This is a genomic window from Pseudomonas sp. HUK17 (assembly GCF_001566765.1).
On the sequence record NZ_LSMW01000015.1, the window covers coordinates 152,464 to 178,027 of the forward strand.

Genomic DNA, 25,564 nt, shown 5'->3' on the forward strand with positions numbered 1-25,564 from the left:
TGCCGGCGCTCATTCGAATTGCCCGAAGCGCTGCTGCAGGGCGCGGTTGCTGGCCAGACGCTGTTCCAAGGCATCGCCCGAGCGATCCGCCACCGCTGACACCAGCAGGTTCAGCAGGCAGGCCAGCGGGGCCAGGGAGTCCCAGAACTGGTCGACTTCCAGGCGCAGTTGCAGCAGGTCGGCGGGGTAATCCCGCGCCCAGGGGCAGTGGTAGTCGGTGATCAGCGCCATGGGCAGCTGGGCATCGCGTGCGGCTTCGCAGAGCTTGCGGGTCACGCTGGAATAGGCGCGAAAGTCGGCCACCACCAGGTAGGGCTGGGCGAAGCCGCTGTTGAAGATGTCGGCGTAGGTGCCCGACAGACCGTCGACGTAGAAGGCCTTGGGGCGGATGTATTCCAGCAGGCTGTGAAAGCTACCCAGGACGCCGCGGGTGGTCTGGATACCGGCGATGAACACGGCGTCCGCACCGGTCAGCTGCCGGACCACCTGCTCGAACACCGGACCGCGGGCCAGCTGGTAGACGTCCTCGATGGCGGCGAGCTCGGCGGCCAGAGAGCGGTCCAGGGCGTCGCTGCGTCCGCTCTGCTGGCGAAAGGCACTGAAGCGGTCGGTGATGCGCCAGCCCTCCAGGCCTTCGTTTCTCAAGCTCTGCTTGACGTCGTCGAGGTTGCGATAGCCCAGCGAGCGCAGCAGCCGACCCACGGAAATGCCGGTGGTGTTGGTGCGTTGGGCGATGCTGTCGGCGGTCTCGAAGGGCAGCTTCTCCGGATTGGCCAACAGGTAGCCCGCGACGCGTTTGCCGGTGGGCGTAAGGTCGGCGAAGGCGCCTTCAAGGGCTTGGAAGAAGAGTGGCTTGGTCACACCGGATAGCCTGCAATGTTATCGAGTTGTCATTAACTGCTCTGATGTTCGAAAGCTAACATTGATTTTCCAGGCGTCGCAAGCGGCTGCACGCCGGTTGTTATCGCGGTGTCGCAAAGCGGGGTTTGGGGTCGTTACGAGATAAGCCGGTACAGGCTGAATGGCTTGGGAGGAGGGTGGCGGCGTCCCGAGCGAGACGCCGCGGTACAGCCGAAGATCAACCCAGCGGCGACTCCATGTGCGAGGTGCGCTCGACGGCGCCATAGCGATCGCCGACCGCATGGGCGCGTTCCAGCAGCACCTTCAGCTCGGCCAGGTCCTGGGCGATGCGGGTGCCAGGGTCGCGGCGCAGCAGGCGGGCGAACAGGTGGCCGAGGCGACCGGCTGGCGGCTCGTAGGCCATGACGGCCGTCACCTCGGTGCCGCCGGGCACATCGGCGAAGCTGACCCAGCCCAGGTTGTTCAGACCGGCATAGCCACAGGAGCGCCAGCCGATCAGGCGGCCCGGCACGTCGTCGGTGACTTCGGCATCCCATTCGAAACGGCCCATGGGCGCCTTGACCACCCAGTGGGAATAGCGGTCGTTGAGCACGTCCACGCGTTCGATGTGGCGCATGAAGATCGGCAGGTTGGAGAAGTCGCGCCAGAAGCGATAGAGCTCATCGCGGGGACGGGCGATGACGATCCGGCGGGTCTGGGAGGCCGCCGAATGCCAGGCCAGCGAGCGACGCACGTCGCGCTCGAAGCGCACCTTGGTCAGGGTGCGCTTGATCGAGCAATGGCCGCGCAGGCCGCGATTCAGCAGCCAGGCGCCGGTGGCGCCTGTGAGCAGGCCGAGCAGACCGCCACGCGCCAGGCCGCGGCTGATCAGCAGGCCACCGCCGGCCACGGAGGCCAGGCGTTCGACGCCCTGGATGGCAGCGGCGTCGCGAGGCGGAGGAGCGAGAGGGGGAGTGGGGGCATCTAGGTGCATGGCAGATTCTCCTTTGGCTGTGGAAAAGACCTGCCCAGAGCCCCTGCCGTTCCCTAGCCGGTCAGGCCCAGTACCCGGAAGACGAAGGCGTATTCCAGGGCCACGTCGCGCAACGCCTGGTAACGCCCGCTCATGCCGCCGTGTCCGGCGCCGAATTCGGTCTTGAGCAGGAGCAGAGGGGCCTGATCGGTCCGTCGCTCGCGCAGCCGCGCCACCCACTTGGCGGCTTCCCAGTACTGCACCCGGGTATCGTGATAGCCCGCCACCGCCAGGATGGCCGGATAGGCCTGGGCCTTGACGTTTTCGTAGGGCGCGTAGCTGGCGATGCGCGCCCTCACCTCGGGCTCGTTCGGATCGCCCCACTCGTCGTACTCGGTCACGGTCAAAGGCAGGTCCGGCTTGAGCATGGTGTTGAGCACGTCGACGAAGGGCACCTCGGCAATGGCCGCGGCATAGAGCTCGGGCCGCTGGTTGAGCACGGCGCCGATCAGCAGACCGCCGGCACTGCCGCCGCTGATGACCACCTGTTGCGGCGTCGTCAGGCCCTGTTCCAGCAGATGCTCGGTGCAGGCGATGAAGTCATCGAAGGTGTTCTGCTTGTGTTCCAGCTTGCCGCTGCGATACCAGGCTTCCCCTAGTTCGCCGCCGCCGCGCACATGGGCGATGGCGAAGCGCACGCCACGATCCAGCAGGCTCAGGCGCGCATGGGAGAACCAGGGGTCCAGGCTGTGGCCGTAGGCACCATAGCCATAGAGGTAGAGCGGGGCGCTCTGCGGCAGATCGCGCCGACCGACCAGGCTGATGGGAATGCGCGTGCCGTCCGCGGCGGTGGCCCACAGGCGGCGGCTCTCGTAGGCGTCGGCGTCGAAGGGGCCTTCCACCGGGACCTGCTTGAGCACTCGCTGAGTACCGCTTACCAGGTCCAGTTCGCGGATCTCGGCCGGGCGATTGAGCGCCTCGTAGCGCAGGCGCATGACGGGACTGTCGAATTCCAGTACGTCCATCGCATCGAGGCTGTAGACCTCGTCCGGCAGGTCGACCCGGTAGGAGGCCTGACCATAGGGGCGAACCTCCAGGATCGGCAACCCGGCGGTGCGCAGGCTCAAGACCAGCGCCTGGGCGCCGAGGCTGGCGTCCTCCAGCATCACCGCGGGATCGTGAGGTACCAGCAGCTGCCAGTGCGAGCGCGTGGGACTCTCCTCGGCGGCCTGGTAGAGCGCGAAGTTGATGCCGTCCTGGTTGCTGCGGATGTACCAGCCATCGACGCCATGATCGGGGAAATACTCATGACCTTCTTCGCGGGGCGCCAGGCAGACGAAGGCCTCGTCCGGCCGATCCGCGTCCAGCACCCAGGCTTCGCTGGTGGTCTTGCTATGGGACAGCAGCAGCAGCTTGCGTTCGGAGCTCGAACGATAGCAGCCGAGAAAGAAGCGCCCGTCGGTCTCGTGGAAGACCAGTTGCGGCTCGGCATCGCCCAGGTGGTAGCGATAGAGCTTGTGCGGACGATGGGATTCGTCGCGCTCGCCAAAGAACAGGGTGCGGCTGTCGTTGGCCCAGGTCAGGCTGCCGTCGCACTCCTCGAAGGGCAGTTCGGTCACCAGGCCGGTGGCCAGTTCCTTCACATAGAGCCGGTAGGTCTCGTCACCGACCTGGTCGAGGCTGTAGGCGAGCCGGGTCTGGTCCGGACTGATGGTGAAGCGGCCGACCGAAAGAAAGCCGCCGTCGGCGATGGCATTGCCGTCGAACAGCAATTCTTCGGTCGCCGGATCGGGCGTGAGGTCGCCATTGGCGGGGCGACGGCAGCGATAGTTACGGCCGTATTCGTCACCGGCCTGGGTGCGCTGGTAGTAGAGATAGTCGCCGCGGGGGACGGGCAGCGACATATCCGTCTCGCGAATGCGCGCGCGGATCTCTTCGAACAGCTGTTCGCGCAGGGCGGCCTCGGGTGCCAGCTCGGCTTCCAGGTAGGCGTTCTCGGCTTCCAGGTGCGCCAGCACCTCGGGGGCGTCGCGGCTCTCCAGCCAGGCGTAGGGATCGTCACCGGGGGCGCGGCGGGCAATGGGGGCTTGGGTCATGCGGGCTCCTTGGGCGCCGCGCAAGAGCACGCGGGCGGGGCAAAACCGCTATCATAGGCTTCTCCTTTCCGCTATCGCCATGGATCGCAATGACCGAGCAAGAGTACCTGATCGCCTGGGCCGTCTACGCCGTCGCCGCGCTGCTGCTGTTGGTGGTGTCTTTCAAGGCCACCGGTTGGCTCTGGCGCTGGTTGCGCGAACCTATCCGCTTGGTGGTGGCCGTGCTGCTGGTGACCCCGGCTCTGGTGGATGCCGAGCATGGCCTCTATGCGCCGGCCATCGCCGTGACGGTGCTGGACCTGGTGTTCAAGGTCGGCAACAGTGCCTGGTCGGCCGTGGCCAATCTGGCGGCGGCTGGCACCATCGGCGTGGTGCTCTACCTGATCTTCGTCCTTTGTCGCTGGCTGTACCGCCGCTCCCATCCGCGTCCTGCGTCGGTCGCCGCGGAAAGCCCTGCGGATGATCCACAGCCGGAATCGCCGACGGCACTGCGCAGCCCGGCAGCACCTGCGGAGCGCCGTGAGCCCCGTGGCCGCAGCGAGCGCGTCGAACCCCGTCTGTAATCCAGGCTTGCGCCTGGGCCGTGACCCCTTCAGCATGACCGCGAAGGGCAGCGGCTGCAGCCGCCGTTGAACCAGGCAGCCACCCCGGAGGGACGGACATGTGCGAATTGCTGGGCATGAGTGCCAACGTGCCCACGGATCTGGTCTTCAGTCTCCAGGGCCTCATGCAGCGCGGCGGTCGTACCGGTCCGCATCGAGACGGCTGGGGCGTGGCCTTCTACGAGGGTAGGGGCCTGCACCTGTTCAAGGATGCCTTGCCGGGCGCCGATTCCGAAGTGGCCAAGCTGGTCCAGGGCTATCCGATCAAGAGCCACACGGTGATCGGCCATATCCGCCACGCCAATGTCGGGGCGGTCAATCTGGCCAACACCCATCCCTTCGTGCGCGAGCTGGGCGGGCGCTATTGGAGCTTTGCCCACAATGGCCAGCTGCAGGATTTTCATCCCGAGCCGCGTTTCTACCGACCGGTAGGCACTACCGACAGCGAGACGGCCTTTTGCAGTCTGCTGGATCAGGTTCGCGAGCGCTTTCCCGAACCCGTCCCGGTGGAGATGCTGCTGCCGCAACTGGTGAACGCCTGCGATGGTTTTCGCAAGAAGGGCGTCTTCAACTGCCTGCTCAGCGATGGCGACTGGCTGTTCAGCTTCTGCACCACCAAGCTGGCCCATATCACCCGCCGTTCCCCCTTCGGTCCGGCCCAGTTGCGTGATGCGGAAGTACGCATCGACTTCAAGGCCGAGACCACGCCCAATGATGTCGTCACCATCATCGCCACCGAGCCGCTGACCTGCGACGAGGTCTGGACCCTGCATCAGCCGGGGGAATGGCATCTCTGGTGGGATGGCGAGATCGTCACCCAGGGTCGCGTCTAGACAGGAACCTACCTCACGATGCTGCGCAGCTATATTCGTCTGCTGTTGTTCACCCTGGCCTTGCTGGTAGGGGTGCAGATCCCCGGTTTCATGCTCGACTACGAGCAGCGCGTGGACGCCCATCGCCTGGAGTCCGATCAGGCCCTGGGCGGCTTCCGGCGGACCGCGCAACAATATTTCGAGGGCAGTCTCGACGGCCTGCTGGCCCACTATCAGACCAGTGAGGATCCGGTTTTTCGCAGCGACGCCGACAGCCTTGGCGTACTGATGCGCCGTAACGCGCTGTTCAACGAAGAATGGCAGGCCTTGCAAGGCCCCTGGTACCAGCGGGCCTGGCACATCCTGGTACGGCCCAACGGCGAGCTGCGTGACGAGACCCTGCGTCAATATCGCTATCAGGTGGTCCTTACCCCCGAAGCCATCGGCTGGGGAATAGGGCTGGGATTGGCGCTGGCGGTGACAGTGGAAACCCTCGCGCTCTGGCTTTCCATCCTGCTCTATCCACGGCGCCCAGCCCGGCGTCTTTCCTAGACCTCAAAAAAATTTCACGTTTTCAGGCGTTTAGCTGAAAAAAGGGCTTGACGCTAAAGTTTCGCGCTGTAGAATGCGCACCCACAGCAGGCACGTAGCTCAGTTGGTTAGAGCACCACCTTGACATGGTGGGGGTCGTTGGTTCGAATCCAATCGTGCCTACCAAACAAAACCCGCACTGCTGGCGGGTAAGAAGAAGGGCGATCCGAAAGGGTCGCCCTTTTTTCGTTTGGGGATGAGATGGGAAGGCGTCCAGCTGTCAGGGCTGCTGATCCGTCCCGGCGTCCTGATACTCAACGACCTGTTCGCCTTGGCCTTCTTGGTGACAGCGAAACGCTGTCGGATCGACATGCCCATCTGGCGTTTGGTGTGTTCCTTTGAAAAGGGGCCTGAGCCGAGAGCCTGGTGCTCGATCCGCATGGAAGAAGGAGCAGTGACCGGCGACTATGCCATTCCGCCGTTGCCAAGGGCTCGATCGCGGCTGCCAGGCTCTGGCGAAGGTGAAGCGCTAGGCATTTTGTTGTCTTGCGGTCATCGGCCAGGTGAGCGCAACAAACGCCATCCCGCCCCCCACCAGCACCAGCGCTGCACTCAAACTCCAATGCTGGGCCACGAAACCGATCGCTGCCGGACCGATGAGAATGCCGGCGTAGCCGATGGTGGTGATCGCGGCAATGGCGTGGCTTGGAGGCATCCGGGTCTGCCGTCCTGCGGCACTGAAGAGCACCGGGACGATGTTGGAGGCTCCGAGACCAACGAGCAGAAAGCCGGCGAAGGCAAAGGGCTGGCTGGGTGCCAGCACCGCCATCAGAAAGCCTGCCGCGGCGAGTAGGCCGCCGCCTACGACCACTTTCAGCCCGCCCAGCGTCTTCACGATCCAATCCCCAGTCAGACGACCAAGGGTCATGGCCAACGCGAATACCGTGTAACCAAAGCCGGCCTGTGCCGGGGCGACGTCATGGGCATCGATCAGGAACAAGGCGCTCCAGTCAAGGATCGCGCCTTCCCCGAGAAAAATTAGAAAACACAGCAAGCCGATGAAGGCGACGATCCCGCGGGGCAGTGTAAACAGCGGGGTATGCTCCGCGTCATGATTACCGTAGGGCAGCAGGCCCCTGAAGGAAGTGGCGAGGAGAGCGATCAGCAGTGCGCTGAATACCAGTGTCGCCACCAGAGGTTGCATTCCTGCTCCCAGTAGAACGCTCATGCCGCCGGCGCCGACAATGCCGCCCACACTGAACAAGCCGTGGAAGCCGGACATCATGTTGCGACCGCTGTCCTTCTCGACCATCACCGCCTGAATGTTGATGGCGACGTCCAGAGCGCCAACGCTTGCCCCGAACAAAGCCAAGGCGATGGCCATACCGAAAATCGAATCGGCGACGGCCAGCAGCGGCAGCACGAGGGCCAGTGCCACCGAGCTGGTCGCGATCACCGCGCGGCACCCAAAGCGGCTGGCGAGGATGCCGACGATGGGCATCGCGACAATGGATCCCAGGCCCAGGCAAAGCAGCAGGAGGCCAAGCGTCGAATCATCGGCGCCGATCCTCGCCTTGGCGACGGGCACCAGGGGTGCCCACGCGGCCATGGCCGAACCCGCAATGAGGAAGCCGGCGCGGGTCGCCCATTGCTCGATCGCTCCCGAAGGCTGTTGGGCGGCGAGTTGCACATGTTGCATTGGAGAGGCTCCGAAATAAGACGGCAGTAGGGGTAATCACACCTCATACCAGTGTTAGCTGATCATGCATGATTAAGCAAGATTACGCACAATCGTGCATTTCAGGACGATATGCGCAGAGCTGGATGGCCATGTTTGATCCGAGCGTTGGCAGCCGCCTGGCGGGGAGGTATCGGCGGGGCTTGGTTGCTCTGCCTGCAGGGAGGTGAAGGCCTGTACGAACTTGTGGGCGAAGTGGAGCTGCAACGCGCCAACAGGCCTGGGTGTCATCTGCACACCGACTGCCTTTCCTGCAGCGGCAGCCCATGTTTGGCGCCTTGAAGTTTTAGGTGCCGGCGGCTGTGGACAGGTCTCGCCAAGGCTTATGCGGGGAGGGGTATGGGTTTGGGATCAGCTGGACCTGGCAAAACGAAATTCCCATCGGTGGCGGGTAATAGAAAGGGCGATCCAAGAGATCGCCCTTTCTATTACCCATGCTGCACGCCGTGATCGAGGCGGACTTGCCCGGCATGGAGTCGTTTAACCGGGCGACCTTGCGATCGCCCTGTTGTGCGTCCCAAGCCATCAGCTGCTCGGGGTGACGGTCTTGGTGAAGGAGCCCGCCGGCTGCAGCCCGTGCTTGTTCGCCGTGAAGTCCAGCGCCGTCGAGGCGTAGCGCACGCCATCCTGAACCTGCTTGAGCGTCAGGTTGGCCTCATAGAACTTGTCGCTGGCCAGTTGCTTGGCCGCCTGGTCGACGTCCGTCATGGTCTGCTTGAGTGGTGCCAGGGCGATGGCGGTGTCGATATCGACGTTGGCCAGACGCAGGGTTTCCGCGGCGCCCTTGGCGTCGCCGTGTTTGAGCTTGTTGTTGGCGTCCGCCACTGCTTTCACTTTTTGCGGGCTGGCCATATAACTGTCCTGCACCACGGTGTCACCCCAAATCGGTAGCCAGGAGGTTACGGTCGTGCTGGTGTCGGCCTTGCCCTGATTATCCTTGACCTGCAACTCACTCGCGGCTTTTTCCAGCGCCGTATTATCCGATTGTGCAAGTTTGAGTGCCTGTTGCGCATCCTTGACATGGCTTACCGCTTTCTTCGTTTGCCCTTGAAAGAGTTCCAGGCGTGCGGCGGATATATCGGTGAAGGCTCTTTGGCCTTGAGTGGACAGCGCCTGGAAATTGCCCAGTTCGCTGGGCGAGGGGGCTTGGGTGGCGGCGAAGGCCGCAGACGAGCAGGCGGCTACGACGGCGACGACCAGCAGGCTCTTTGCCAGTTTATTCTTGACGTTCATGTGCTGCCTCCAGCGGATATGCAATTGAAGTAAGGCTATCGCTCAGGTACCAGAACCAGGTTCTGCAGTGCCTGGAATCGATACTCCGCCGTATCGCTTAACACTGGATTAATAAAAGCGGGGCTTACTTGAATAGCTGCTGAACGAGTTTGTGTGGCTAATCTGGGTGATCTTGCTGCTCATTAATCAAGGTGAGTATTTGATCGAGCCCGGCATAAGTTTGTTTTGCGCGGTAAAACTTTTCTTAAGTCCACGTCGGTCTTCCGTGGATCATTCGAATAGGGGTGTGACTGCTTGCCTCGGTCGTGAGGCCCTAGGTTTTCACGTAGACTGACGGACGATTTTTCTTGGGCTTCGTTGCTTCGCCAGGCGCGAGCAGGGCCCGTTACCGCGAGGAGCGAGTGATGACGCAGGGTGGTGAAGGCCGGCAGATCGGCAAGGGTGGTTGCCTGGGATTGATCCTGCTGTCGATCCTGTTCGCGGTCGTGGTCTTCGGCTCCATCATCTACGTCTATCGCCACAATGCGACGCCGGTCAGCCGCGCCAACGAGCAGCAGGCCATCGACCAGTGCCTGGCGCGGGCCAACGCCGCGGACGCCTCGCCGGCCGATCGCCAGGCGCTGATGGAAAACTGCCAGGAAATGCAGAAGCAGTTCCTCAAGAAGTACCCCGATGCGGCGCGCTAGGTAGATGACAGTCCCTTGCGAGGTTGCGCTAGGTCTCAGTTTCTGAAAGGATTTCCGTCCCAAACTTTCCAGTGATCCTTTCGCGTCGCCCGGAATGCCTTGCGGCCCTGCCACTGTGCGGCGGGATTTCCAGCGGTGCGGCTGCTTACTGGCCAATCCCACCATGTGGCCCTTGGTATGGGTCACCACTGAGTTGAGGAGGCGCCATGCCTGTCATTACTCTCCCCGACGGTAGCCAACGTCCATTCGACAAGCCCGTCACCGTAGCCGAAGTCGCCCAGTCCATTGGTGCCGGTCTTGCCAAGGCGACCATTGCCGGTCGCGTCGACGGCCAGCTGCGCGATGCCAGCGATCTCATCGAGCAGGATGCCAACCTGCAGATCATCACCGCCAAGGACGAGGACGGTCTGGAGATCATCCGCCACTCCTGCGCCCACCTAGTGGGTCATGCGGTCAAGCAGCTGTTCCCGACCGCCAAGATGGTCATTGGCCCGGTGATCGACGAAGGCTTCTACTACGACATCTCCTTCGAGCGTCCCTTTACCCTGGATGACCTCTCGGCCATCGAGACGCGGATGCGCGAGCTGATCGACAAGGACTACGACGTCATCAAGAAGATGACGCCGCGCGCCGAAGTCATCGAGGTGTTCAAGGCCCGGGGTGAGGAGTACAAGTTGCGCCTGATCGACGACATGCCCGAGGAGCAGGCCATGGGCCTGTACTACCACGAGGAATACGTCGACATGTGCCGGGGCCCGCACGTGCCCAACACCCGCTTCCTCAAGGCGTTCAAGCTGACCAAGCTGTCCGGCGCCTACTGGCGTGGCGACGCCAAGAACGAGCAGCTGCAGCGTATCTATGGCACCGCCTGGGCGGACAAGAAGCAGCTGGCGGCCTACATCCAGCGCATCGAGGAAGCCGAGAAACGCGACCATCGCCGCATCGGCAAGCAGCTCGATCTCTTCCACCTGCAGGAAGAAGCGCCCGGCATGGTGTTCTGGCACGCCAATGGCTGGACCGTCTACCAGGTGCTCGAGCAGTACATGCGTAAGGTCCAGCGCGACCACGGCTACCAGGAGATCAAGACGCCCCAGGTGGTCGATCGCATCCTCTGGGAGCGCTCGGGTCACTGGTCCAACTACGCCGAGAACATGTTCACCACGGCGTCGGAAAACCGTGACTTCGCGGTCAAGCCAATGAACTGCCCCTGCCACGTGCAGGTGTTCAACCAGGGTCTGAAGTCCTACCGCGACCTGCCGCTGCGCCTGGCCGAGTTCGGTGCCTGCCACCGCAACGAGCCGTCCGGCGCCCTGCACGGCATCATGCGCGTACGCGGCTTCACCCAGGACGACGCCCACATCTTCTGTACCGAAGAGCAGGTAGAGAAGGAAGCGGCCGACTTCATCAAGCTGACTCTGCAGGTCTATGCCGACTTCGGCTTCACCGACGTGATCATGAAGCTCTCCACCCGACCGGCCAAGCGCGTCGGTTCCGAAGAGCTGTGGGATCGCGCCGAGAAGGCGCTGGCCGATGCCCTGGACGCCTCGGGTCTGGAGTGGGAATACCAGCCGGGCGAGGGCGCCTTCTACGGGCCCAAGATCGAATTCACCCTCAAGGACTGCCTGGGGCGTAACTGGCAGTGTGGTACCCTGCAGTACGATCCCAACCTGCCGGAGCGCCTCGACGCCAGCTACATCTCCGAGGACAACAGTCGTCAGCGCCCGGTGATGCTGCACCGTGCCATCCTCGGTTCCTTCGAGCGCTTCATCGGCATGCTCATCGAGCACTATGCCGGTCTATTCCCGGCCTGGCTTGCTCCGACTCAGGCGGTGGTACTCAATATCACCGACAAACAGGCCGATTTCGCCCAGCAGGTCGTCGGCGAATTGAACGCTGAGGGCTTCCGGGCCAAAGCCGACTTGAGAAACGAGAAGATCGGCTTTAAAATCCGCGAGCATACTTTGCTCAAGGTTCCCTATCTCCTGGTTATTGGAGACCGGGAGGTTGAGACACGATCCGTTGCCGTGCGTACCCGTGAAGGCGTAGATCTGGGCTCCATGCCCGTCGAGCGTTTCCGCGAGCTGCTCACGCAAGCGGTTTCCCGGCGTGGCCGGCAAGATTCGGAGTAATCACTATCAAGCAGCGTGACATGAGACAAGACAAGCGAGCCGCACCCCGGGCACCGATCAACGAAAATATCACCGCCCGGGAAGTTCGCCTTATTGGCGCCGATGGTCAGCAAGTAGGCATCGTCTCCATCCAGGAGGCCCTGCAGGCTGCTGAAGACGCCAAGCTGGATCTGGTGGAAATCACCGCCGACGCCGTACCCCCGGTCTGCCGGATCATGGACTACGGCAAGCACGTCTTCGAGAAGAAGAAGCAAGTCGCGGCGGCGAAGAAGAACCAGAAGCAGGCTCAGGTCAAAGAAATCAAGTTTCGTCCAGGGACGGAAGAAGGGGATTACCAGGTAAAACTACGCAACCTGGTACGTTTCCTAACCGAGGGGGACAAGGCCAAGGTCTCGTTGAGATTCCGCGGCCGGGAGATGGCCCACCAGGAGCTGGGCATGGAGCTGTTGAAGCGGGTCGAAGCAGACCTCGTCGAACACGGCGCCGTTGAGCAGCATCCTAAGATGGAAGGACGTCAACTCATCATGGTCATCGCCCCCAAGAAGAAAAAGTAACTACCAGGGCACTGGCAGGCCTTGCTGTTATGCGTAATCACTCAATGCGGAGTATCCGAACATGCCAAAGATGAAAACCAAAAGCGGCGCTGCGAAGCGCTTCGTGAAAACTGCTGGTGGCATCAAGCACAAGCACGCTTTCAAGAGCCACATTCTGACCAAGATGACCACCAAGCGTAAGCGTCAGCTGCGCGGTACGTCGCTGATGCATGCATCCGACGTCCAAAAGGTCGAGCGCATGCTGCGCCTTCGTTAATCCTGGTCAAGAATTTAAAGGAAGTTACCCATGGCTCGTGTTAAGCGTGGCGTCATCGCTCGTCGCCGTCACAAGAAAATCCTGAAGCTCGCCAAAGGCTACTACGGTGCCCGTTCGCGCGTCTTCCGCGTCGCTAAGCAAGCGGTAATCAAGGCAGGCCAATACGCCTACCGTGACCGCCGCCAGAAGAAGCGTCAGTTCCGCGCTCTGTGGATCGCTCGTATCAACGCTGGTGCTCGTATCAACGGTCTGTCCTACAGCCGTCTGATCGCCGGCCTGAAGAAAGCGGCCATCGAGATCGACCGTAAGGTACTGGCCGATCTGGCCGTGAACGAAAAAGCGGCGTTTGCTGCGATTGTCGAGAAAGCTAAAGCTTCGCTGGCTTAAGCCCCCCGGCAATCTCGCGCCCCTGGCGCGAAGCAACGTTATCAATAGGGGAAGAGCCTCATAGCTCTTCCCCTATTTTGTATCTGGAGTCCCTAGATGGAAAACCTGGATGCGCTGGTCTCCCAAGCACTGGAGGCCGTGCGGCACACCGAAGACACCAATGCCCTGGAACAGCTCCGGGTCAATTACCTGGGCAAGAAGGGTGAACTGACCCAGATCATGAAGACCCTGGGCCACCTCACGGCGGAGGAGCGTCCCCAGGCTGGCGCGCTGATCAACGCCGCCAAGGAACGTGTCCAGGACGCAATCAACAGCCGCAAGGCGACGCTGGAGCAGGCCGCCCTGGCCGCTCGCCTCGCCGCGGAACGCATCGACGTGACCCTGCCCGGGCGTGGTCAGGCCTCCGGTGGCCTGCATCCCGTCACCCGCACCCTGGAGCGTATCGAGCGCCTGTTCGCCAACATCGGCTATGGCGTCGCCACCGGTCCCGAAATCGAAGACGACTACCACAACTTCGAAGCGCTCAACATCCCCGGCCACCACCCGGCACGGGCGATGCACGACACCTTCTACTTCAACGCCAACATGCTGCTGCGCACCCACACATCGCCGGTGCAGATCCGCACCATGGAGAGCCAGCAGCCGCCGATCCGCATCATCTGCCCGGGTCGCGTGTACCGCTGCGACAGCGATCAGACCCACTCGCCGATGTTCCATCAGGTCGAAGGCCTGGTGATCGACGAGGAAGTCAGCTTCGCCGACCTCAAGAGCACCCTGGTGACTTTCCTGCGCGAATTCTTCGAGGAAGAGCTGGAAGTCCGCTTCCGTCCCTCCTACTTCCCCTTCACCGAGCCATCGGCCGAGGTGGACATCCGCCGTCCGAGCCGCGACGGCGAACCGGCTTCGCGCTGGCTCGAGGTGCTGGGCTGCGGCATGGTCCATCCCAACGTCCTGCGCATGGCCGGCATCGATCCGGAGAAGTACCAGGGCTTCGCCTTTGGCATGGGCGCCGAGCGCCTGGCCATGCTGCGCTACGGGGTCAACGACCTGCGCCTCTTCTTCGACAACGATCTGCGCTTCCTGGCGCAATTCCGCTAGCTGCCAGACGGGAGTCCTATGAAATTCAGTGAACAATGGCTGCGTAGCTGGGTGAACCCTGCGGCTACGCACGAGGATCTGGTTGCCCGGCTGTCCATGGCCGGCCTGGAAGTGGACGGCGTCGAAGCGGCGGCCGGGCGCTTCCAGGGCGTCATCGTCGGCGAGGTGGTTTCCGTCGAGCGCCATCCCGATGCCGACAAGCTCAACGTCTGCCAGGTCAGCAACGGTCAGGAGTCTTTCCAGGTGGTCTGTGGTGCACCCAATGTGCGCGCGGGCCTGAAGGTGCCTTTCGCCACCGTCGGCGCCACGCTACCCGGTGACTTCACTATCAAGAAGGCCAGGCTGCGCGGCGTGGAATCTCACGGCATGCTCTGCTCGGCCAGCGAACTGCAGATTAGTGACGACAACAGCGGCCTGCTGGAGCTGCCGGCCGGCGCGCCGGTGGGCGAGAGCATCCGCAGCTACCTGCAGCTGGATGACGCCATCATCGACGTCGACCTGACGCCCAACCGTGGTGACTGCCTGTCCATCGCCGGTCTGGCGCGGGAAGTGGGTGCCCTGTACAACGCCACCGTCGAGCCCCTGCAGGTCGAGGCCGTAGCGGCTACGCACCAGGAGACCCGTCCGGTCGAGGTGATGGCTCAGCAGGCCTGCCCGCGCTACCTGGGTCGCGTGGTCAAGAACGTCGACCTGTCCCGTCCGACGCCGGACTGGATGGTCGAGCGCCTGCGCCGCAGCGGCGTGCGCAGCATCGACGCCGCCGTCGACGTCACCAACTATGTGATGCTCGAACTGGGTCAGCCCATGCATGCCTTCGATCTGGACCAGATCAAGGGCGGCATCCGCGTGCGCCTAGCCGATGCCGGCGAGCGCCTGGTACTGCTGGATGGCCAGGACATCGAACTGCGCAACGACACCCTGGTGATCGCCGACCACGAACGCGCCCTGGCCATCGCTGGCGTTATGGGGGGCGAGCACAGTGGCGTCGCCGCCGGTACCCGTGATCTGTTCTTGGAAAGCGCCTTCTTCGACACTATCGCCGTTGCCGGCAAGGCTCGCTCCTATGGCCTGCACACCGATTCCTCCCACCGCTTCGAGCGGGGCGTGGACTTCGAACTGGCACGCAAGGCCATGGAGCGCGCGACTCGTCTGCTGCTAGATATCGTCGGCGGCGAACCGGGTCCGGTGATCGAAGCGGTCAGTGCCGAGCACCTGCCGCAGGTCGAGCCGATCCTGCTGCGCGCCGAGCGCATCGAGCGCGTCCTGGGTCTGACCCTGGACGATGCTCAGGTCGAGCGTCTGCTCAGCGGCCTGGGTCTGGCCGTGGCGCGCCTGGAAGCCGGTCGTTGGCAGGTGGGCGTACCCAGCCACCGCTTCGACATCAGCATCGAAGTGGACCTGATCGAAGAACTGGCGCGCCTCTATGGTTACAACCAGCTGCCGATCCGTTTCCCCCAGGCCCGTCTGGCGCCGCAACCCCTGCCTGAAAGCAAGGGCGAGCTGAGCCAATTGCGTCGCCTGCTGGTGGCCCGCGGTTACCAGGAAGCCATCACCTACAGCTTCATCGACGAAAAGACCTTCCGGCTGTTCGCCCCTGAGGCCCAGCCGGTGATGCTGGCCAACCCCATCTCCACCGACATGGCCGCCATGCGCTCGTCGCTGTGGCCGGGCCTGGTCAAGGCCGTGCAGTACAACCTCAACCGTCAGCAGGACCGCGTCCGGCTGTTCGAGTCGGGGCTGAGATTCGTTGGTCAGCTGGAAGGCCTGGTGCAGGAAAACGTCCTGGCTGGCGCCGTCTGCGGTTCGCGCCTGCCGGAGAGCTGGTCGTCCGGACGTGAGGCGGTGGACTTCTTCGACGTCAAGGCCGATGTCGAGGCGCTGCTGGCTCAGTCCGGTGCGGGTAGCGACTTCCGCTTCGTCACAGGCGAGCATCCGGCGTTGCACCCGGGGCAGACCGCGCTGATCGAAAGGGCAGGGCAGCCAGTTGGCTACCTGGGCGCCCTGCACCCGGAAGTGGCGCGCGAGCTGGACGTGGATCGCCCGGTGTTCCTCTTCGAGCTGGCACTGGATGCCCTGACCACCGGCAGCCTGCCGCGCTTTGGCGAGCTGTCGCGCTTCCCGGAAGTGCGGCGTGACCTGGCACTGGTGGTGGACGAAGCCGTCGCCGCAGGCGACCTCTTGGCCGACATCCGCGGAAACGCCGGAGAAGGCCTCAAGGAACTGCGTCTGTTCGACGTCTACCAAGGCAAAGGTATTGATCCACATAGAAAAAGCGTCGCCATCGGCTTGACCTTGCAACATCCATCGCGCACATTAACCGATGAAGAAGTCAACGAAACGACGCAGAAAATCCTCGTTTCTCTGGAAAGAAGGTTCAACGCCACGTTAAGGAAATAGCGCATGGGGGCCCTGACGAAAGCTGAGATGGCCGAACGTCTGTTTGAAGAGCTCGGTCTGAACAAACGTGAAGCCAAGGAATTGGTCGAACTGTTCTTCGAAGAAATTCGTCATGCGCTCGAAAGCAACGAGCAGGTCAAGTTATCCGGTTTCGGCAACTTCGACCTGCGCGACAAGCGCCAGCGCCCCGGACGCAATCCCAAGACAGGGGAGGAGATACCCATCACGGCACGCCGTGTGGTGACCTTCCGCCCCGGGCAGAAACTCAAAGCCAGGGTCGAGGCCTATGCTGGAACCAAGTCATAACGACGAACTGCCGGTCATACCAGGCAAGCGCTACTTCACCATCGGTGAGGTGAGCGACCTTTGCCTGGTCAAACCGCACGTGCTGCGCTACTGGGAGCAGGAATTTCCCCAGCTGAACCCGGTGAAGCGCCGCGGTAACCGGCGCTATTACCAGCGTCACGACGTGCTGATGATCCGTCAGATCCGCTCTCTGCTGTACAACGAAGGCTTCACCATCGGCGGGGCGCGCCAGCGTCTCACCCAGGGCGACGAGACCCGCGATGAGGGTTCGCAGTACCACCAGCTCATCCGCCAGATGATCAGCGAACTCGAAGAAGTCCTCGTCGTACTGAAAAAGTGAAAAAAAGCTTCCATTAATCAAAGTGTTGCAGTAAGATGCACGCCGTTCCCTAGAGGAACACAGTCGGGGCGTAGCGCAGCCTGGTAGCGCACTTGCATGGGGTGCAAGGGGTCGAGTGTTCGAATCACTCCGTCCCGACCAAATTAACGAGAAGGCTCAAGCACTTAGTGGCTTGGGCCTTTTTCGTTTCTGGAACCAAGCCAAAATAGAATCAAAATCAGCTGGCGATTCGCTGGGTAGGGCTCCTGGTAGCTTTTGACCGTGTTGCTGCAAGGGTATTGCTGGTTACAAGCATACCTACCTTACTGAGTCTTCCACCCCGCCTGCTCATTGGTAATGACGTATAGAGACATCCAGCTCAGTTGAGCTCGGCATTACCTGCGCAGATGTTCTCACTATCGCCTGTGGCAGCTTATTCGATCTTGACTGCCCTTTGCGGGATACGCGCCTCGACCACAGCCTAAAGCATAATCCAACCTGCTTCCGGGCCAGCCGCTGCTTTGGACTAGCTAATAAAAATAGGAAGGCCCAGCGTTAGTACTGGGCCTCCTAATGTCATTCAGCGTTCTTAGCGGCATCTGCTCCAGCAGAGGTGAGCTTTATCGGTAGCACCAAAGAGCGATCGCCTTGAGCGTCGACGTGGACGTTGCCCTTATGAATCAGTCCATGCTCTTGCAGGTCCTGAAGAACGTCCATAACGGCATCTTCGCCGTGATGGTTATCGAGAATTTCACTACCCAGGCCCGATGGATGCGAGTGATACAGGCGGCGCAAGATTTCAGCTTTGAGTTCTGCATTGATAGCCATGTGGTCTCCTCGTATGTGTGCAAGGGTTATGACTACTAGCTAGATAATCAGTGCCTATGGGAGTGATATTCGGCAACTTTGAGGCATTGTCGTTGTGCAAGTCACCGGACATGACTTCGCTGTAGCCGAGGCCCTATCAGGTCTTGATCTAGGGAGGGAAGCTAGTGGCACGCGAATTTTTCGATGCGTAGGCTAATCGTTCTGTGGTGATGTCTGCCATGTGAATAGACATTGCCCTCTCTGTCAGGAAATGGTCTCTACCCGAACCAGTGCCTGCTGCCTGAAGGGGTTCAGGACGTCGGTCGCCGTAGCATCGGTAATTAGCGTCCAGTCCGTTTTGAGCGGCGTCCAGTGTTGCTGACGATCACGGCCGAGCTTGGTCGAGTCGGCGAGGACGAAGACTTCCGCGGCTTGCTGGATCATCAGCTCCTTGAGATAGGCCTGCTCGGTGCTGGCCTCACAGAGGCCGCGGCCGGCGACGACGCCGTCGGCGCTGAGGAAGACCTTGTCGGCCGACAACCGCTCGAGCATGGTGAAGGCCGCCGGGCCGAAGGTGGACATGCTGCCGGGGCGGAGGTCGCCGCCGAGCAGGGTGACGTGGCCTTCCGGCAGATCGCGCAGCATCGGCACCGCCAGCAGGTTGTTGGTGATGACGTGCAGGCCGCGTCTTTCGTTGAGCAGCTTGGCCAGGGCGGCGGTGGTGGTGCCGCCGTCCAGCACCAGGGTGTCGTGGTCGTTGATATGGGCGAGGGCGGCGCGGGCAAGCAGGGCCTTTTCCGGACCGGACTGGTTGCTGCGTTGCTCCAGCGACGGCTCGGGCTCACGGGTGCCGATATGGGTCGCCCCACCGTAGGTGCGCAGGATCTGGCCCTCTTCCGCGAGGGCAGTCAGGTCGCGGCGGACCGTGGCTTCCGACACCTCCAGATGCCGGCACAGGGTTTCGACATTGGTGTGACCGGCCAGAACCAGTTCGAGGATGGCCTGGCGACGTTTGGCGACCTTCATGGGGAATCCATCGGGAAAGACCGCGCTACTCTAGCGCAGTCGTGCTTCCCCCACATCACAGCGAGGCGCCGCCGCAGACCGTCAGCGTCTGGCCGGTGAGGGCGCCGGCATCCGGGCCGAGCAGGAAGGCGGTCAGGCCCGCGACCTCTTCGGGCTGCACGTAGCGTCCCAGCGGCGGCAGCCGCGGCGGTGTGCCGGCACGACCCGGATCACGCAGCATAGGCGTCTCGGTCGCCCCGGGCGCCACCAGGTTCACGGTGATGCCACGCGCGGCCAACTCCAGCGCCCAGGAGCGTACCAGGCCGACCAGGGCTGCCTTGGTGGCGGCGTACTGGCTGCGTCCGGCCGCGCCCTGCATGGTGCGGCTGCCGATCAACACGATACGGCCGCCTGCGGCGAGGCGCTCGATCAGGCGATCCACCAGGCGGCTGGCCACGGCGACGTGGAGGTGCCACATGGCAGCGCCATCGGCCGGGTCCAGGGCGCCCAGCGGCGCGGTGCGCATGAAGCCGGCGGCGTGGACGAGGGCGTCCAGCGGGCCGATGTTGGCCAGCACGGTATCCAGCGCCTGGGCATCGGCCAGGTCGACGCCGATCCAGGTCAGCGCCGGATGGGGCTGTTCCGGCGGGCGACGGCTGAGGCCCGTCACCCGCCAGCCCTCGGCGAGCAGCCGCTGGGTGATGGCGGCGCCGATGCCGGAGCTGACGCCGGTCACCAGGGCATGAGACTGAGTTGTCATCGCCGTCTCCTCTAACGCAGCGCGGCCAGCGGCAGGCGGACGTGCTTGATGCGTTGGCGGAAGTAGGTGAAGGCCAGGTGCACATCCCCATCGGCCGCCTGCACCAGGCTCGGGTAGGAATACTCGCGATTGAGCTTCTCGGTGGAGTTGTTGGTCAGGCAATAGCCATCGCCGGCCTCGACATCCAGGCGCCGCCAGCTTTGACCCTCGTCCGTAGACACGGCCAGGCTCATGGGGCCGCGTGGTACGCCCCAGATGGCGCTGCGCTCGCCGTCCTTTGCTACCGGATCGACGCGGCTGTCGCCATCGTCGATCTCGTCGTAGAGCGAGGCGCGGCGTTCGCTGTACTCGGCGGCGCTGGTGGGGTTGTAGGCCACCACCAGTTCGCCGCTGGCGAGGCGCACGAACTGGATGGAGGAGTTGTTGTTGGGCAGGGCCGTCGGGGTGGGGGCGCTCCAGCTGCGACCGCCGTCCTGGGAGCGGCTGGCGTGGATGAAGTCGGCCCAGCGACTGCGGAACAGTGCCAGCAGGCTGCCATTCCCCAGCAGCTGGATATTCATGTGCACGCAGCCGGTGCTCTCCGGTACCGCATGCTCGGTCCAGCTGCGGCCCTGGTCGCTGGAAATCAGCACGGCGCTGGTGTCATGGCTGCCCACCCATTTCTCGCCGGGGCGGGCGATGCAGTGGAAGATCGGCAGCAGCCAGTCGCCGTTTGAGAGCACCACCGGCGGCTGGCGAACGAAGGTCCCTAGGGTGTCGATCAGGGTCTCGATGGCGCCCCAGCTTTGGCCGCCATCGGTGGACAGCCGACGCCTGACGATGGCGGTGTCCTGGTTGCCGGCCACCTGGGCGGTCCACAGCAGCCACAGCGGGCCATTTGGCGCCTGGAACAGGATGGGATTCTGCTCGGAGCGAGTCGGGTCGTCCGACAGCTGCACGGGCTCGCTCCAGGTACCGATCTCCGGGTCGCGGCGGCTCAGCAGCACCGAGATGTCGGCCTTGCCTTCCTGGGTGCCGGCGAACCAGGTGCACAGCAGGGTGCCGTCAGGCTGAGCCAGCAGGTTGGCGGCGTGGTTCTGCGGATAGGGCGTTGGCAGGAAGCTGTCCTGGCGACCGGCGATGGCGATTTCAGTGGTTGGCATGGGGGACCTCGGCAGGGGCGGCTTTGGCGGCGGACTGGGGGAAGAGCCGTTCGATGACCACGACGATGGCGGGCGTCACCAGGGCAACGTACATGTTGTCGATGCCATAGGGATTGCCCAGCAGATACCAGACGCTGGTGGTGATGGTCGAGGCCAGCAGGCCCAGGGTCGCGCCGCGGTTGGTGGCGAACAGCGGCAGGTAGATCGCGATCATGGCGATCACCGCGATGGACAGGCGCAGTGCGCGGGTGAAGAACGACAGGTTCAGGATCTCGGGGACGAAGAACACGAAGAACAGCGGCACGAAGCCGATGATCAGGGAGATCACCCGGGTGGCCTTGAATTCACGTTCTGGCGTCGGCTTGCGCAGCGGCACATAGAAGTCCCTTACCACCAGCGAGGCGATGGCCAGGGCCACGGTGCTGACGCTGACAAAGATGGAGGCGACCAGGGAAATGGTCACCACCCCAGCCAGCACCGGGTGCATCGACTGCAGGAAGACCGGCAGGGCGTAGAGACTGCTCATCTCCGGGTGCAGGTACTTGGACGCGACCCCGATGAAGCCCAGCGCCAGGGAGATGGGGATGCACAGCAGCGAGGCATGGAAGGTGGAGCGTTGCGCGGCGCGCGCATCCTTGGTCGAGGAGATCGCCTGGATGATGAACTGGGTGGAGAAGATCGCTCCGACGGTACCGATGATCCAGGCGAAGATCTTGCTGCCGCCAATGGCGCCGTCCCAGGTGAAGTAGTGCTCCGGCATGTTCTGCATGACCGGGGTGAAGCCACCGGTCATGTGCAGGGCCACGCCCAGGACGATGAGCACGCCCACGTACTTGACCGAGGTGTGCAGGATGCTGACGTAGGCCACGCTCTTCAGCCCGCCGAAGACGTAGTACAGGGTACTGACGATGGCAGTGATGAAGGCCGCGGTGGGCAGGTTGATCTTGAGCACCGTGGCGATGGCCGCCGCGCCGCTGACGTAGTTGCCCACGTTCACCAGCAAGAGGGCGTAGATCATGATGATCGACACCATCAGCTTGGTGGACAGGCCGTACTTCTGGGCGATGAAACCGGAGATGGTGAATTCGCCGGAGGCATAGAGCTTTCGCGCCATCAGCAGGCCGAACAGCGGAAAGCCGATGGCCGCAGCGATCACCGACCAGGAGGCGGAGAAACCGCTTTCGAAGGCCGCCTGGGCGGTGCCCACCGTGGACTTGGCGCCGATGAATTCCGACATCATCAGGATGCCCACCACGAAGGCCGGCATGCTGCGCGCGGCCACCATGAATTCGCCGCTGGTACGGCTGCGCAGGCGGATGCTGAGCCAGGTGGTGAAGAGGATGTAGGCCACCACCATCCCGATGATGATGGCGGTGCTTTGCACGTCGAACGTTTGCATGCGAGTGACTCCGTTTGTTGTTGTTGGATAGCACTGGCGTTACGGGAAAAGCGGTACTCCTCAGGCGATGGCGGCCTGGCTGGCGCGATGCCGGCTGGCGAGTTCGGTGGCCTGGCGCAACGCCTCGATGAGGCTGCGCTCGTCGGCGATGCCCTTGCCGGCGATGTCGAAGGCGGTGCCGTGGTCCACCGAGGTGCGGATCACCGGCAGGCCGACGGTGACATTGACGCCCGCCTCCAGGCCCATGACCTTGACCGGCCCGTGGCCCTGGTCGTGGTACATGGCCACCACGCAGTCGAAATCGCCGCGACCGGCGCGGAAGAACAGGGTGTCCGCAGGCAGTGGGCCTTCCACGCGCCAGCCACGGGCGCGCAGCTCGTCGATGGCCGGCTGGATCTTGGTTTCTTCTTCCCCGTAGCCGAACAGGCCGTTCTCACCGGCATGCGGGTTGATACCGCAGACGGCGATCAGGGGATCCTGGATGCCGGCCCGATGCAGGGTGGCGTGGGCGCGTTCGATGGTGCGCTTGACCAGACCCGGCTCGATGCGCGCGATGGCATCGATGATGCCGATGTGGGTGGTGACGTGGATGACCTTGAGGATCGGCGTCATCAGCATCATCGACACCTCCTCGGTGCCGGTGAGGTGCGCCAGTAGCTCGGTGTGGCCCGGAAAGATATGGCCGCCCGCGTGCAGCGCTTCCTTGTTCAGCGGGGCGGTGCAGATGGCATCGAGTTCACCGGCGGAGGTGAGCTGCACGGTGCGTTCGATGTAGCGATAGGCGGCGTCGCCGGCCAGGGCGGACAGCTTGCCGTAGGGCAGGTCGGCGGGAATCAGCCCGAGGTCGATGCAATCCACCACGCCGGGCTGGAAGCGCGCCTGATCGGGACGCTCGATGGCGTTGATCTGCAGGCGGCCGCCGACGATGCGATTGGCATCCTCCAGGCGACCCGCGTCGCCAATGACCAGCGGGCGACAGCTGTCGTAGACCGAGGCGTGGGCCAGGGACTTCATGATGATCTCGGGACCGACGCCGGTGGCGTCACCCATGGTGATGCCGATGACGGGACGTTCAGACATGGTGGGCTTCCTTCTGCAGGGAGGCCATGGCGGCCTGTGCGGGTAGGCTGGCGCGCAGGTGGCGCCAGGCGTCGAGGAGGGTGTCGGATTGGCCAAAGCCGCCGGCCTTGGTCACTACCCGCAGGGCGCGACCACGCCAGCGGGTGCTGGCCAGCGCCACGCCCGGGGCGAGGGCGCCGTGCAGGTCCAGCGCCGTGATGCCGGACTGGGCGAGCAGGGCGCGTGCGGTCTCGCCACCGGTGGCCATGACGGCAGCGGCTTCCTGCAGTGCGGGCTGCAGCAGTTCGGCCAGGGCCTGGCTCAGGGTCACGGCCTGGCGCGGGTCGCGGGCCTGCTGGTCAAGGCTCACCAGGACGTCTTCGCCGCGGGCGAGCTGCCGAGCGAGGGCTGCGGCCAGCGCGGTACGCTCGGTGGCGCGCTGCGGCTCCAGCAGCCAGGCAGGGGCCAGCCGCTGCCAGTGTTGGCCGCTCCCCGCCACCAGCCGCTCGGCCTGGGCCTGGGAGTGTCGTGACATGCTGCCCACCACCGTGAGGATCGGGCCGTCGCCCTGGGGGCGCAGTGCGGTGTGGCCGGTTAGGCCCAGGGCAGCGGGCAGCGCCTCGGCCAGGCCTGCGGAGCCGACCCAGAACAGCTGCTGCGCCACGGGCGCGGAAGCCCGGGCCAGTGCCTCCAGGTCCGTTTGCCGCTCGGCGTCGCAGACCAGCGCGGGCAGGCCACTGTCCAGCGCGCGGCGCAGAGCGGCGGCCAGGGCCACCGGCTGACGAAGAGTGGCGAGGTCCAGCCGCGCACAGCTGATGCCGTGATCGGTCAGCTGGGCGACCAGGTCGGCACTGCCAGTCAGTCCCTCGTTGCGCCAGACATCGGTCTGATCGACCGGTACGCCGTCCAGGTACTGGATACCACCCTGAGTCGTGCGGCCCAGTGCCGGGTAGGCGGGCGCAACCAGGGCCAGGCCGCGCGGGATGAGGGCCGCCACCTCGGCGGCGACATTGCCACGCAGGGTGGAGTCGATCTTCTTGTAGAGCGCGGCGCCCGCCAACGCCGGGTGCCCGAGCAGGGCGGCGTGGCGCGCGGCGGCCGCGCGCGCGTCCAGGCGACGGCTGTCCAGGTCCAGTGCCGTCACCGGTGCCTGGGCATCCAGGGCCTCGGCGTCGAGCAGCACCCGGGTCGCCTGAGCCTTGGCGAAGCCGAGGGCGCAGTCGGCGGCGCCGCTGAGGTCGTCGGCCAGGATCAGCAGGCGGGTCATGGCAGCAACCGCCGGTACAGCGCCTGGATGTCGTCCAGGCTCAGCGGCTTGGGATTGTTGACCATCAGCCGGGTGACCTTGGAGGCCGCCACCGCCATGTCTGGCAGGTGCTCCTCACGCACGCCGAAGGCGGCCAGGTCCTGGGGGATCTCCAGGGTGGCGGTCCAGGCGGCGATCTGCTCGATCAGCTTGTGCGCGGCGGCCTCATTGCTGTCTTCCTCGCGGGCCAGACCGCAGACCACGGCCGCGCGCTTCAGGCGCGGCGCGCAGCTGTCCAGGTTGAAGGCCATGACGTGGGGCAGCAGCATGGCGTTGGCCACGCCGTGGGTGACGTGGAACTTGCCGCCCAGGGGGTAGGCGAGGGCATGGACAGCAGCGGTGCCGGCCGCGGTCAGAGCCACGCCGCCGTAGGTGGAGCCGAGCAGCATGTCGCTGCGGGCACCCACCGAGTCCGGTTGCTGGTAGGCCTCGACGATGCTGCCGGCGATCAGGCGCATGGACTCCAGGGCAAAGGTATCGCTGACCGGGTTGGCCTTGTTGGAGATGAAGGATTCCAGGGAATGGGTGAAGGCGTCCATCCCGGTAGCCGCGGTGATGGCCTTGGGCAGGCTCAGGGTCAGCAGCGGATCGAGCAGCACCAGGGCGGGCAGCAGGTGGCGGCTGACCACGCCCACTTTCAACTCTTCGTCGGGCAGGGTGACGATGGCATTGGGCGTCACTTCCGAGCCGGTGCCGGCGGTGGTCGGGACCAGCACGGTGGGCAGCCCGGCGCGGGCGACCTGGTCGATGCCGAGCATGGATCTGAGCGACTGCTCGTTGGTGAGCATGACCGCGAACAGCTTGGCGGCATCCAGCACCGAGCCGCCGCCGATGGCGAGCAGGGCGTCCGGTTGGCGCGGCGAGACCTGTTCGCGAAAGACCTGCTCGATGTTCTCAAGGGTCGGCTCGATCTCGACGTTGTCGATCACGGCCACGTCGATGTCGCGGGCGGCCAGTTGCGCCTTGACGCGCTCGGTCACGCCCAGGCCATGCATGGCGTTCTGGGTAACTAGCACCACGCGGCGCAGCGGGACATCGAGGAGGGCGAGCTTGTCGCCGAGCTGATCCAGGGCGCCGGCGCCGTGGACCAGGTGTTTGACGGTCTGGAAATGATAGAGGGACATGGGCG

General features: G+C 63.9%; 25 protein-coding genes and 2 tRNA genes. 14 read left to right on the forward strand and 13 right to left on the reverse strand.

Annotated elements, in window-relative coordinates; all coding sequences use genetic code 11:
• Positions 1-9: 9 nt before the first annotated feature.
• The 3 genes from AX284_RS11000 to AX284_RS11010 all read right to left on the reverse strand — a co-directional run bounded on the left by AX284_RS11000 (position 10) and on the right by AX284_RS11010 (position 3,909).
• A complete protein-coding gene (locus AX284_RS11000) occupies positions 10-861 on the reverse strand; it encodes a MurR/RpiR family transcriptional regulator (RefSeq protein WP_068385395.1) in 852 nt (283 codons plus the stop codon).
• Between the two features lie 217 nt (positions 862-1,078).
• Positions 1,079-1,834, reverse strand: coding sequence for an SRPBCC family protein (locus tag AX284_RS11005; protein WP_068385398.1), 756 nt, complete (start codon positions 1,832-1,834; stop codon positions 1,079-1,081).
• Positions 1,835-1,887: 53 nt separating this feature from the next.
• Positions 1,888-3,909, reverse strand: a complete 2,022-nt coding sequence (locus AX284_RS11010) for a S9 family peptidase (protein ID WP_068385401.1) — start codon at positions 3,907-3,909, stop codon at positions 1,888-1,890.
• Between the two features lie 89 nt (positions 3,910-3,998).
• Here AX284_RS11010 and AX284_RS11015 point away from each other — a divergent pair, with 89 nt between their 5' ends.
• From AX284_RS11015 to AX284_RS11030, 4 genes are all read left to right on the forward strand, one after another.
• Complete coding sequence (locus tag AX284_RS11015) at positions 3,999-4,472, forward strand: MFS transporter (protein ID WP_068385404.1); 474 nt, start codon at positions 3,999-4,001, stop codon at positions 4,470-4,472.
• 98 nt (positions 4,473-4,570) lie between these two features.
• Positions 4,571-5,344, forward strand: a complete 774-nt coding sequence (locus tag AX284_RS11020; RefSeq protein WP_017638841.1) for a class II glutamine amidotransferase — start codon at positions 4,571-4,573, stop codon at positions 5,342-5,344.
• An 18-nt stretch (positions 5,345-5,362) separates the two neighbouring features.
• On the forward strand, positions 5,363-5,875 hold the full coding sequence (locus AX284_RS11025; protein WP_068385407.1) for a DUF2937 family protein: 513 nt from the start codon (positions 5,363-5,365) through the stop codon (positions 5,873-5,875).
• A gap of 88 nt (positions 5,876-5,963) precedes the next feature.
• Positions 5,964-6,040: transfer RNA gene (locus AX284_RS11030), tRNA-Val, on the forward strand.
• Positions 6,041-6,383: 343 nt separating this feature from the next.
• On the opposite strand, the gene AX284_RS11035 is transcribed toward AX284_RS11030, so the two are convergent.
• Both AX284_RS11035 and AX284_RS11040 read right to left on the reverse strand, forming a co-directional pair.
• Positions 6,384-7,553, reverse strand: a complete 1,170-nt coding sequence (locus AX284_RS11035) for an MFS transporter (RefSeq protein WP_068385411.1) — start codon at positions 7,551-7,553, stop codon at positions 6,384-6,386.
• 564 nt (positions 7,554-8,117) lie between these two features.
• Positions 8,118-8,825 carry a YfdX family protein gene (locus AX284_RS11040; RefSeq protein ID WP_068385414.1) on the reverse strand — a complete coding sequence of 236 codons (708 nt, stop codon included), beginning with the start codon at positions 8,823-8,825 and terminating at the stop codon, positions 8,118-8,120.
• 404 nt (positions 8,826-9,229) lie between these two features.
• On the opposite strand from AX284_RS11040, the gene AX284_RS11045 reads away from it, so the two are divergent.
• The 10 genes from AX284_RS11045 (at position 9,230) to AX284_RS11090 (ending at position 17,119) form a co-directional block, all read left to right on the forward strand.
• Complete coding sequence (locus AX284_RS11045; RefSeq protein WP_068385417.1) at positions 9,230-9,511, forward strand: hypothetical protein; 282 nt, start codon at positions 9,230-9,232, stop codon at positions 9,509-9,511.
• Between the two features lie 206 nt (positions 9,512-9,717).
• The gene (gene thrS / locus AX284_RS11050; RefSeq protein WP_017638836.1) at positions 9,718-11,640 is read left to right on the forward strand and encodes a threonine--tRNA ligase; all 1,923 of its coding nucleotides are present in this window, start codon (positions 9,718-9,720) and stop codon (positions 11,638-11,640) included.
• A 20-nt stretch (positions 11,641-11,660) separates the two neighbouring features.
• The gene (infC, locus tag AX284_RS11055; protein ID WP_017638835.1) at positions 11,661-12,194 is read left to right on the forward strand and encodes a translation initiation factor IF-3; all 534 of its coding nucleotides are present in this window, start codon (positions 11,661-11,663) and stop codon (positions 12,192-12,194) included.
• 61 nt (positions 12,195-12,255) lie between these two features.
• Positions 12,256-12,450 carry a 50S ribosomal protein L35 gene (gene rpmI / locus AX284_RS11060; protein ID WP_007159200.1) on the forward strand — a complete coding sequence of 65 codons (195 nt, stop codon included), beginning with the start codon at positions 12,256-12,258 and terminating at the stop codon, positions 12,448-12,450.
• Between the two features lie 30 nt (positions 12,451-12,480).
• Positions 12,481-12,837, forward strand: coding sequence for a 50S ribosomal protein L20 (gene rplT, locus AX284_RS11065; RefSeq protein ID WP_007159199.1), 357 nt, complete (start codon positions 12,481-12,483; stop codon positions 12,835-12,837).
• Between the two features lie 96 nt (positions 12,838-12,933).
• Positions 12,934-13,935, forward strand: coding sequence for a phenylalanine--tRNA ligase subunit alpha (gene pheS / locus AX284_RS11070; protein ID WP_017638834.1), 1,002 nt, complete (start codon positions 12,934-12,936; stop codon positions 13,933-13,935).
• An 18-nt stretch (positions 13,936-13,953) separates the two neighbouring features.
• The gene (gene pheT / locus AX284_RS11075; protein WP_068385421.1) at positions 13,954-16,332 is read left to right on the forward strand and encodes a phenylalanine--tRNA ligase subunit beta; all 2,379 of its coding nucleotides are present in this window, start codon (positions 13,954-13,956) and stop codon (positions 16,330-16,332) included.
• 3 nt (positions 16,333-16,335) lie between these two features.
• A complete protein-coding gene (gene ihfA, locus AX284_RS11080; protein WP_007159196.1) occupies positions 16,336-16,638 on the forward strand; it encodes an integration host factor subunit alpha in 303 nt (100 codons plus the stop codon).
• A complete protein-coding gene (locus AX284_RS11085; protein WP_007159195.1) occupies positions 16,619-16,978 on the forward strand; it encodes a MerR family transcriptional regulator in 360 nt (119 codons plus the stop codon). The genes ihfA and AX284_RS11085 overlap by 20 nt, the downstream gene beginning before the upstream one ends.
• Before the next feature lie 64 nt (positions 16,979-17,042).
• A tRNA-Pro gene (locus AX284_RS11090) sits at positions 17,043-17,119 on the forward strand.
• A 414-nt stretch (positions 17,120-17,533) separates the two neighbouring features.
• Here the strand turns inward: AX284_RS11090 and AX284_RS11770 are convergent.
• The 8 genes from AX284_RS11770 to AX284_RS11130 form a co-directional block, all read right to left on the reverse strand.
• A complete protein-coding gene (locus tag AX284_RS11770; RefSeq protein WP_082731546.1) occupies positions 17,534-17,785 on the reverse strand; it encodes a hypothetical protein in 252 nt (83 codons plus the stop codon).
• A gap of 243 nt (positions 17,786-18,028) precedes the next feature.
• Positions 18,029-18,790 carry a DeoR/GlpR family DNA-binding transcription regulator gene (locus AX284_RS11100; RefSeq protein ID WP_068385427.1) on the reverse strand — a complete coding sequence of 254 codons (762 nt, stop codon included), beginning with the start codon at positions 18,788-18,790 and terminating at the stop codon, positions 18,029-18,031.
• A 55-nt stretch (positions 18,791-18,845) separates the two neighbouring features.
• Positions 18,846-19,529 carry an SDR family NAD(P)-dependent oxidoreductase gene (locus AX284_RS11105; RefSeq protein ID WP_068385429.1) on the reverse strand — a complete coding sequence of 228 codons (684 nt, stop codon included), beginning with the start codon at positions 19,527-19,529 and terminating at the stop codon, positions 18,846-18,848.
• A gap of 11 nt (positions 19,530-19,540) precedes the next feature.
• Complete coding sequence (locus AX284_RS11110) at positions 19,541-20,671, reverse strand: sialidase family protein (RefSeq protein WP_068385432.1); 1,131 nt, start codon at positions 20,669-20,671, stop codon at positions 19,541-19,543.
• The gene (locus AX284_RS11115) at positions 20,658-22,070 is read right to left on the reverse strand and encodes a sodium:solute symporter family protein (RefSeq protein ID WP_068385435.1); all 1,413 of its coding nucleotides are present in this window, start codon (positions 22,068-22,070) and stop codon (positions 20,658-20,660) included. The genes AX284_RS11110 and AX284_RS11115 overlap by 14 nt, the downstream gene beginning before the upstream one ends.
• A gap of 60 nt (positions 22,071-22,130) precedes the next feature.
• The gene (gene pdxA, locus AX284_RS11120; protein ID WP_068385438.1) at positions 22,131-23,150 is read right to left on the reverse strand and encodes a 4-hydroxythreonine-4-phosphate dehydrogenase PdxA; all 1,020 of its coding nucleotides are present in this window, start codon (positions 23,148-23,150) and stop codon (positions 22,131-22,133) included.
• On the reverse strand, positions 23,143-24,396 hold the full coding sequence (locus AX284_RS11125; protein WP_068385441.1) for a four-carbon acid sugar kinase family protein: 1,254 nt from the start codon (positions 24,394-24,396) through the stop codon (positions 23,143-23,145). The genes pdxA and AX284_RS11125 overlap by 8 nt, the downstream gene beginning before the upstream one ends.
• Complete coding sequence (locus tag AX284_RS11130; RefSeq protein WP_068385444.1) at positions 24,393-25,559, reverse strand: iron-containing alcohol dehydrogenase; 1,167 nt, start codon at positions 25,557-25,559, stop codon at positions 24,393-24,395. The genes AX284_RS11125 and AX284_RS11130 overlap by 4 nt, the downstream gene beginning before the upstream one ends.
• Between the last annotated feature and the right edge of the window lie 5 nt (positions 25,560-25,564).

Excerpts from the sequence above, each read along its gene's own strand:
- AX284_RS11005 (WP_068385398.1), bottom strand. The coding sequence starts at position 1,834 with ATGCACCTAGATGCCCCCACTCCCCCTCTCGCTCCTCCGCCTCGCGAC.
- AX284_RS11010 (WP_068385401.1), bottom strand. The coding sequence starts at position 3,909 with ATGACCCAAGCCCCCATTGCCCGCCGCGCCCCCGGTGACGATCCCTAC.
- AX284_RS11015 (WP_068385404.1), top strand. The coding sequence starts at position 3,999 with ATGACCGAGCAAGAGTACCTGATCGCCTGGGCCGTCTACGCCGTCGCC.
- AX284_RS11020 (WP_017638841.1), top strand. The coding sequence starts at position 4,571 with ATGTGCGAATTGCTGGGCATGAGTGCCAACGTGCCCACGGATCTGGTC.
- AX284_RS11025 (WP_068385407.1), top strand. The coding sequence starts at position 5,363 with ATGCTGCGCAGCTATATTCGTCTGCTGTTGTTCACCCTGGCCTTGCTG.
- AX284_RS11035 (WP_068385411.1), bottom strand. The coding sequence starts at position 7,553 with ATGCAACATGTGCAACTCGCCGCCCAACAGCCTTCGGGAGCGATCGAG.
- AX284_RS11040 (WP_068385414.1), bottom strand. The coding sequence starts at position 8,825 with ATGAACGTCAAGAATAAACTGGCAAAGAGCCTGCTGGTCGTCGCCGTC.
- AX284_RS11045 (WP_068385417.1), top strand. The coding sequence starts at position 9,230 with ATGACGCAGGGTGGTGAAGGCCGGCAGATCGGCAAGGGTGGTTGCCTG.
- thrS (WP_017638836.1), top strand. The coding sequence starts at position 9,718 with ATGCCTGTCATTACTCTCCCCGACGGTAGCCAACGTCCATTCGACAAG.
- infC (WP_017638835.1), top strand. The coding sequence starts at position 11,661 with ATGAGACAAGACAAGCGAGCCGCACCCCGGGCACCGATCAACGAAAAT.
- rpmI (WP_007159200.1), top strand. The coding sequence starts at position 12,256 with ATGCCAAAGATGAAAACCAAAAGCGGCGCTGCGAAGCGCTTCGTGAAA.
- rplT (WP_007159199.1), top strand. The coding sequence starts at position 12,481 with ATGGCTCGTGTTAAGCGTGGCGTCATCGCTCGTCGCCGTCACAAGAAA.
- pheS (WP_017638834.1), top strand. The coding sequence starts at position 12,934 with ATGGAAAACCTGGATGCGCTGGTCTCCCAAGCACTGGAGGCCGTGCGG.
- pheT (WP_068385421.1), top strand. The coding sequence starts at position 13,954 with ATGAAATTCAGTGAACAATGGCTGCGTAGCTGGGTGAACCCTGCGGCT.
- ihfA (WP_007159196.1), top strand. The coding sequence starts at position 16,336 with ATGGGGGCCCTGACGAAAGCTGAGATGGCCGAACGTCTGTTTGAAGAG.
- AX284_RS11085 (WP_007159195.1), top strand. The coding sequence starts at position 16,619 with ATGCTGGAACCAAGTCATAACGACGAACTGCCGGTCATACCAGGCAAG.
- AX284_RS11770 (WP_082731546.1), bottom strand. The coding sequence starts at position 17,785 with ATGGCTATCAATGCAGAACTCAAAGCTGAAATCTTGCGCCGCCTGTAT.
- AX284_RS11100 (WP_068385427.1), bottom strand. The coding sequence starts at position 18,790 with ATGAAGGTCGCCAAACGTCGCCAGGCCATCCTCGAACTGGTTCTGGCC.
- AX284_RS11105 (WP_068385429.1), bottom strand. The coding sequence starts at position 19,529 with ATGACAACTCAGTCTCATGCCCTGGTGACCGGCGTCAGCTCCGGCATC.
- AX284_RS11110 (WP_068385432.1), bottom strand. The coding sequence starts at position 20,671 with ATGCCAACCACTGAAATCGCCATCGCCGGTCGCCAGGACAGCTTCCTG.
- AX284_RS11115 (WP_068385435.1), bottom strand. The coding sequence starts at position 22,070 with ATGCAAACGTTCGACGTGCAAAGCACCGCCATCATCATCGGGATGGTG.
- pdxA (WP_068385438.1), bottom strand. The coding sequence starts at position 23,150 with ATGTCTGAACGTCCCGTCATCGGCATCACCATGGGTGACGCCACCGGC.
- AX284_RS11125 (WP_068385441.1), bottom strand. The coding sequence starts at position 24,396 with ATGACCCGCCTGCTGATCCTGGCCGACGACCTCAGCGGCGCCGCCGAC.
- AX284_RS11130 (WP_068385444.1), bottom strand. The coding sequence starts at position 25,559 with ATGTCCCTCTATCATTTCCAGACCGTCAAACACCTGGTCCACGGCGCC.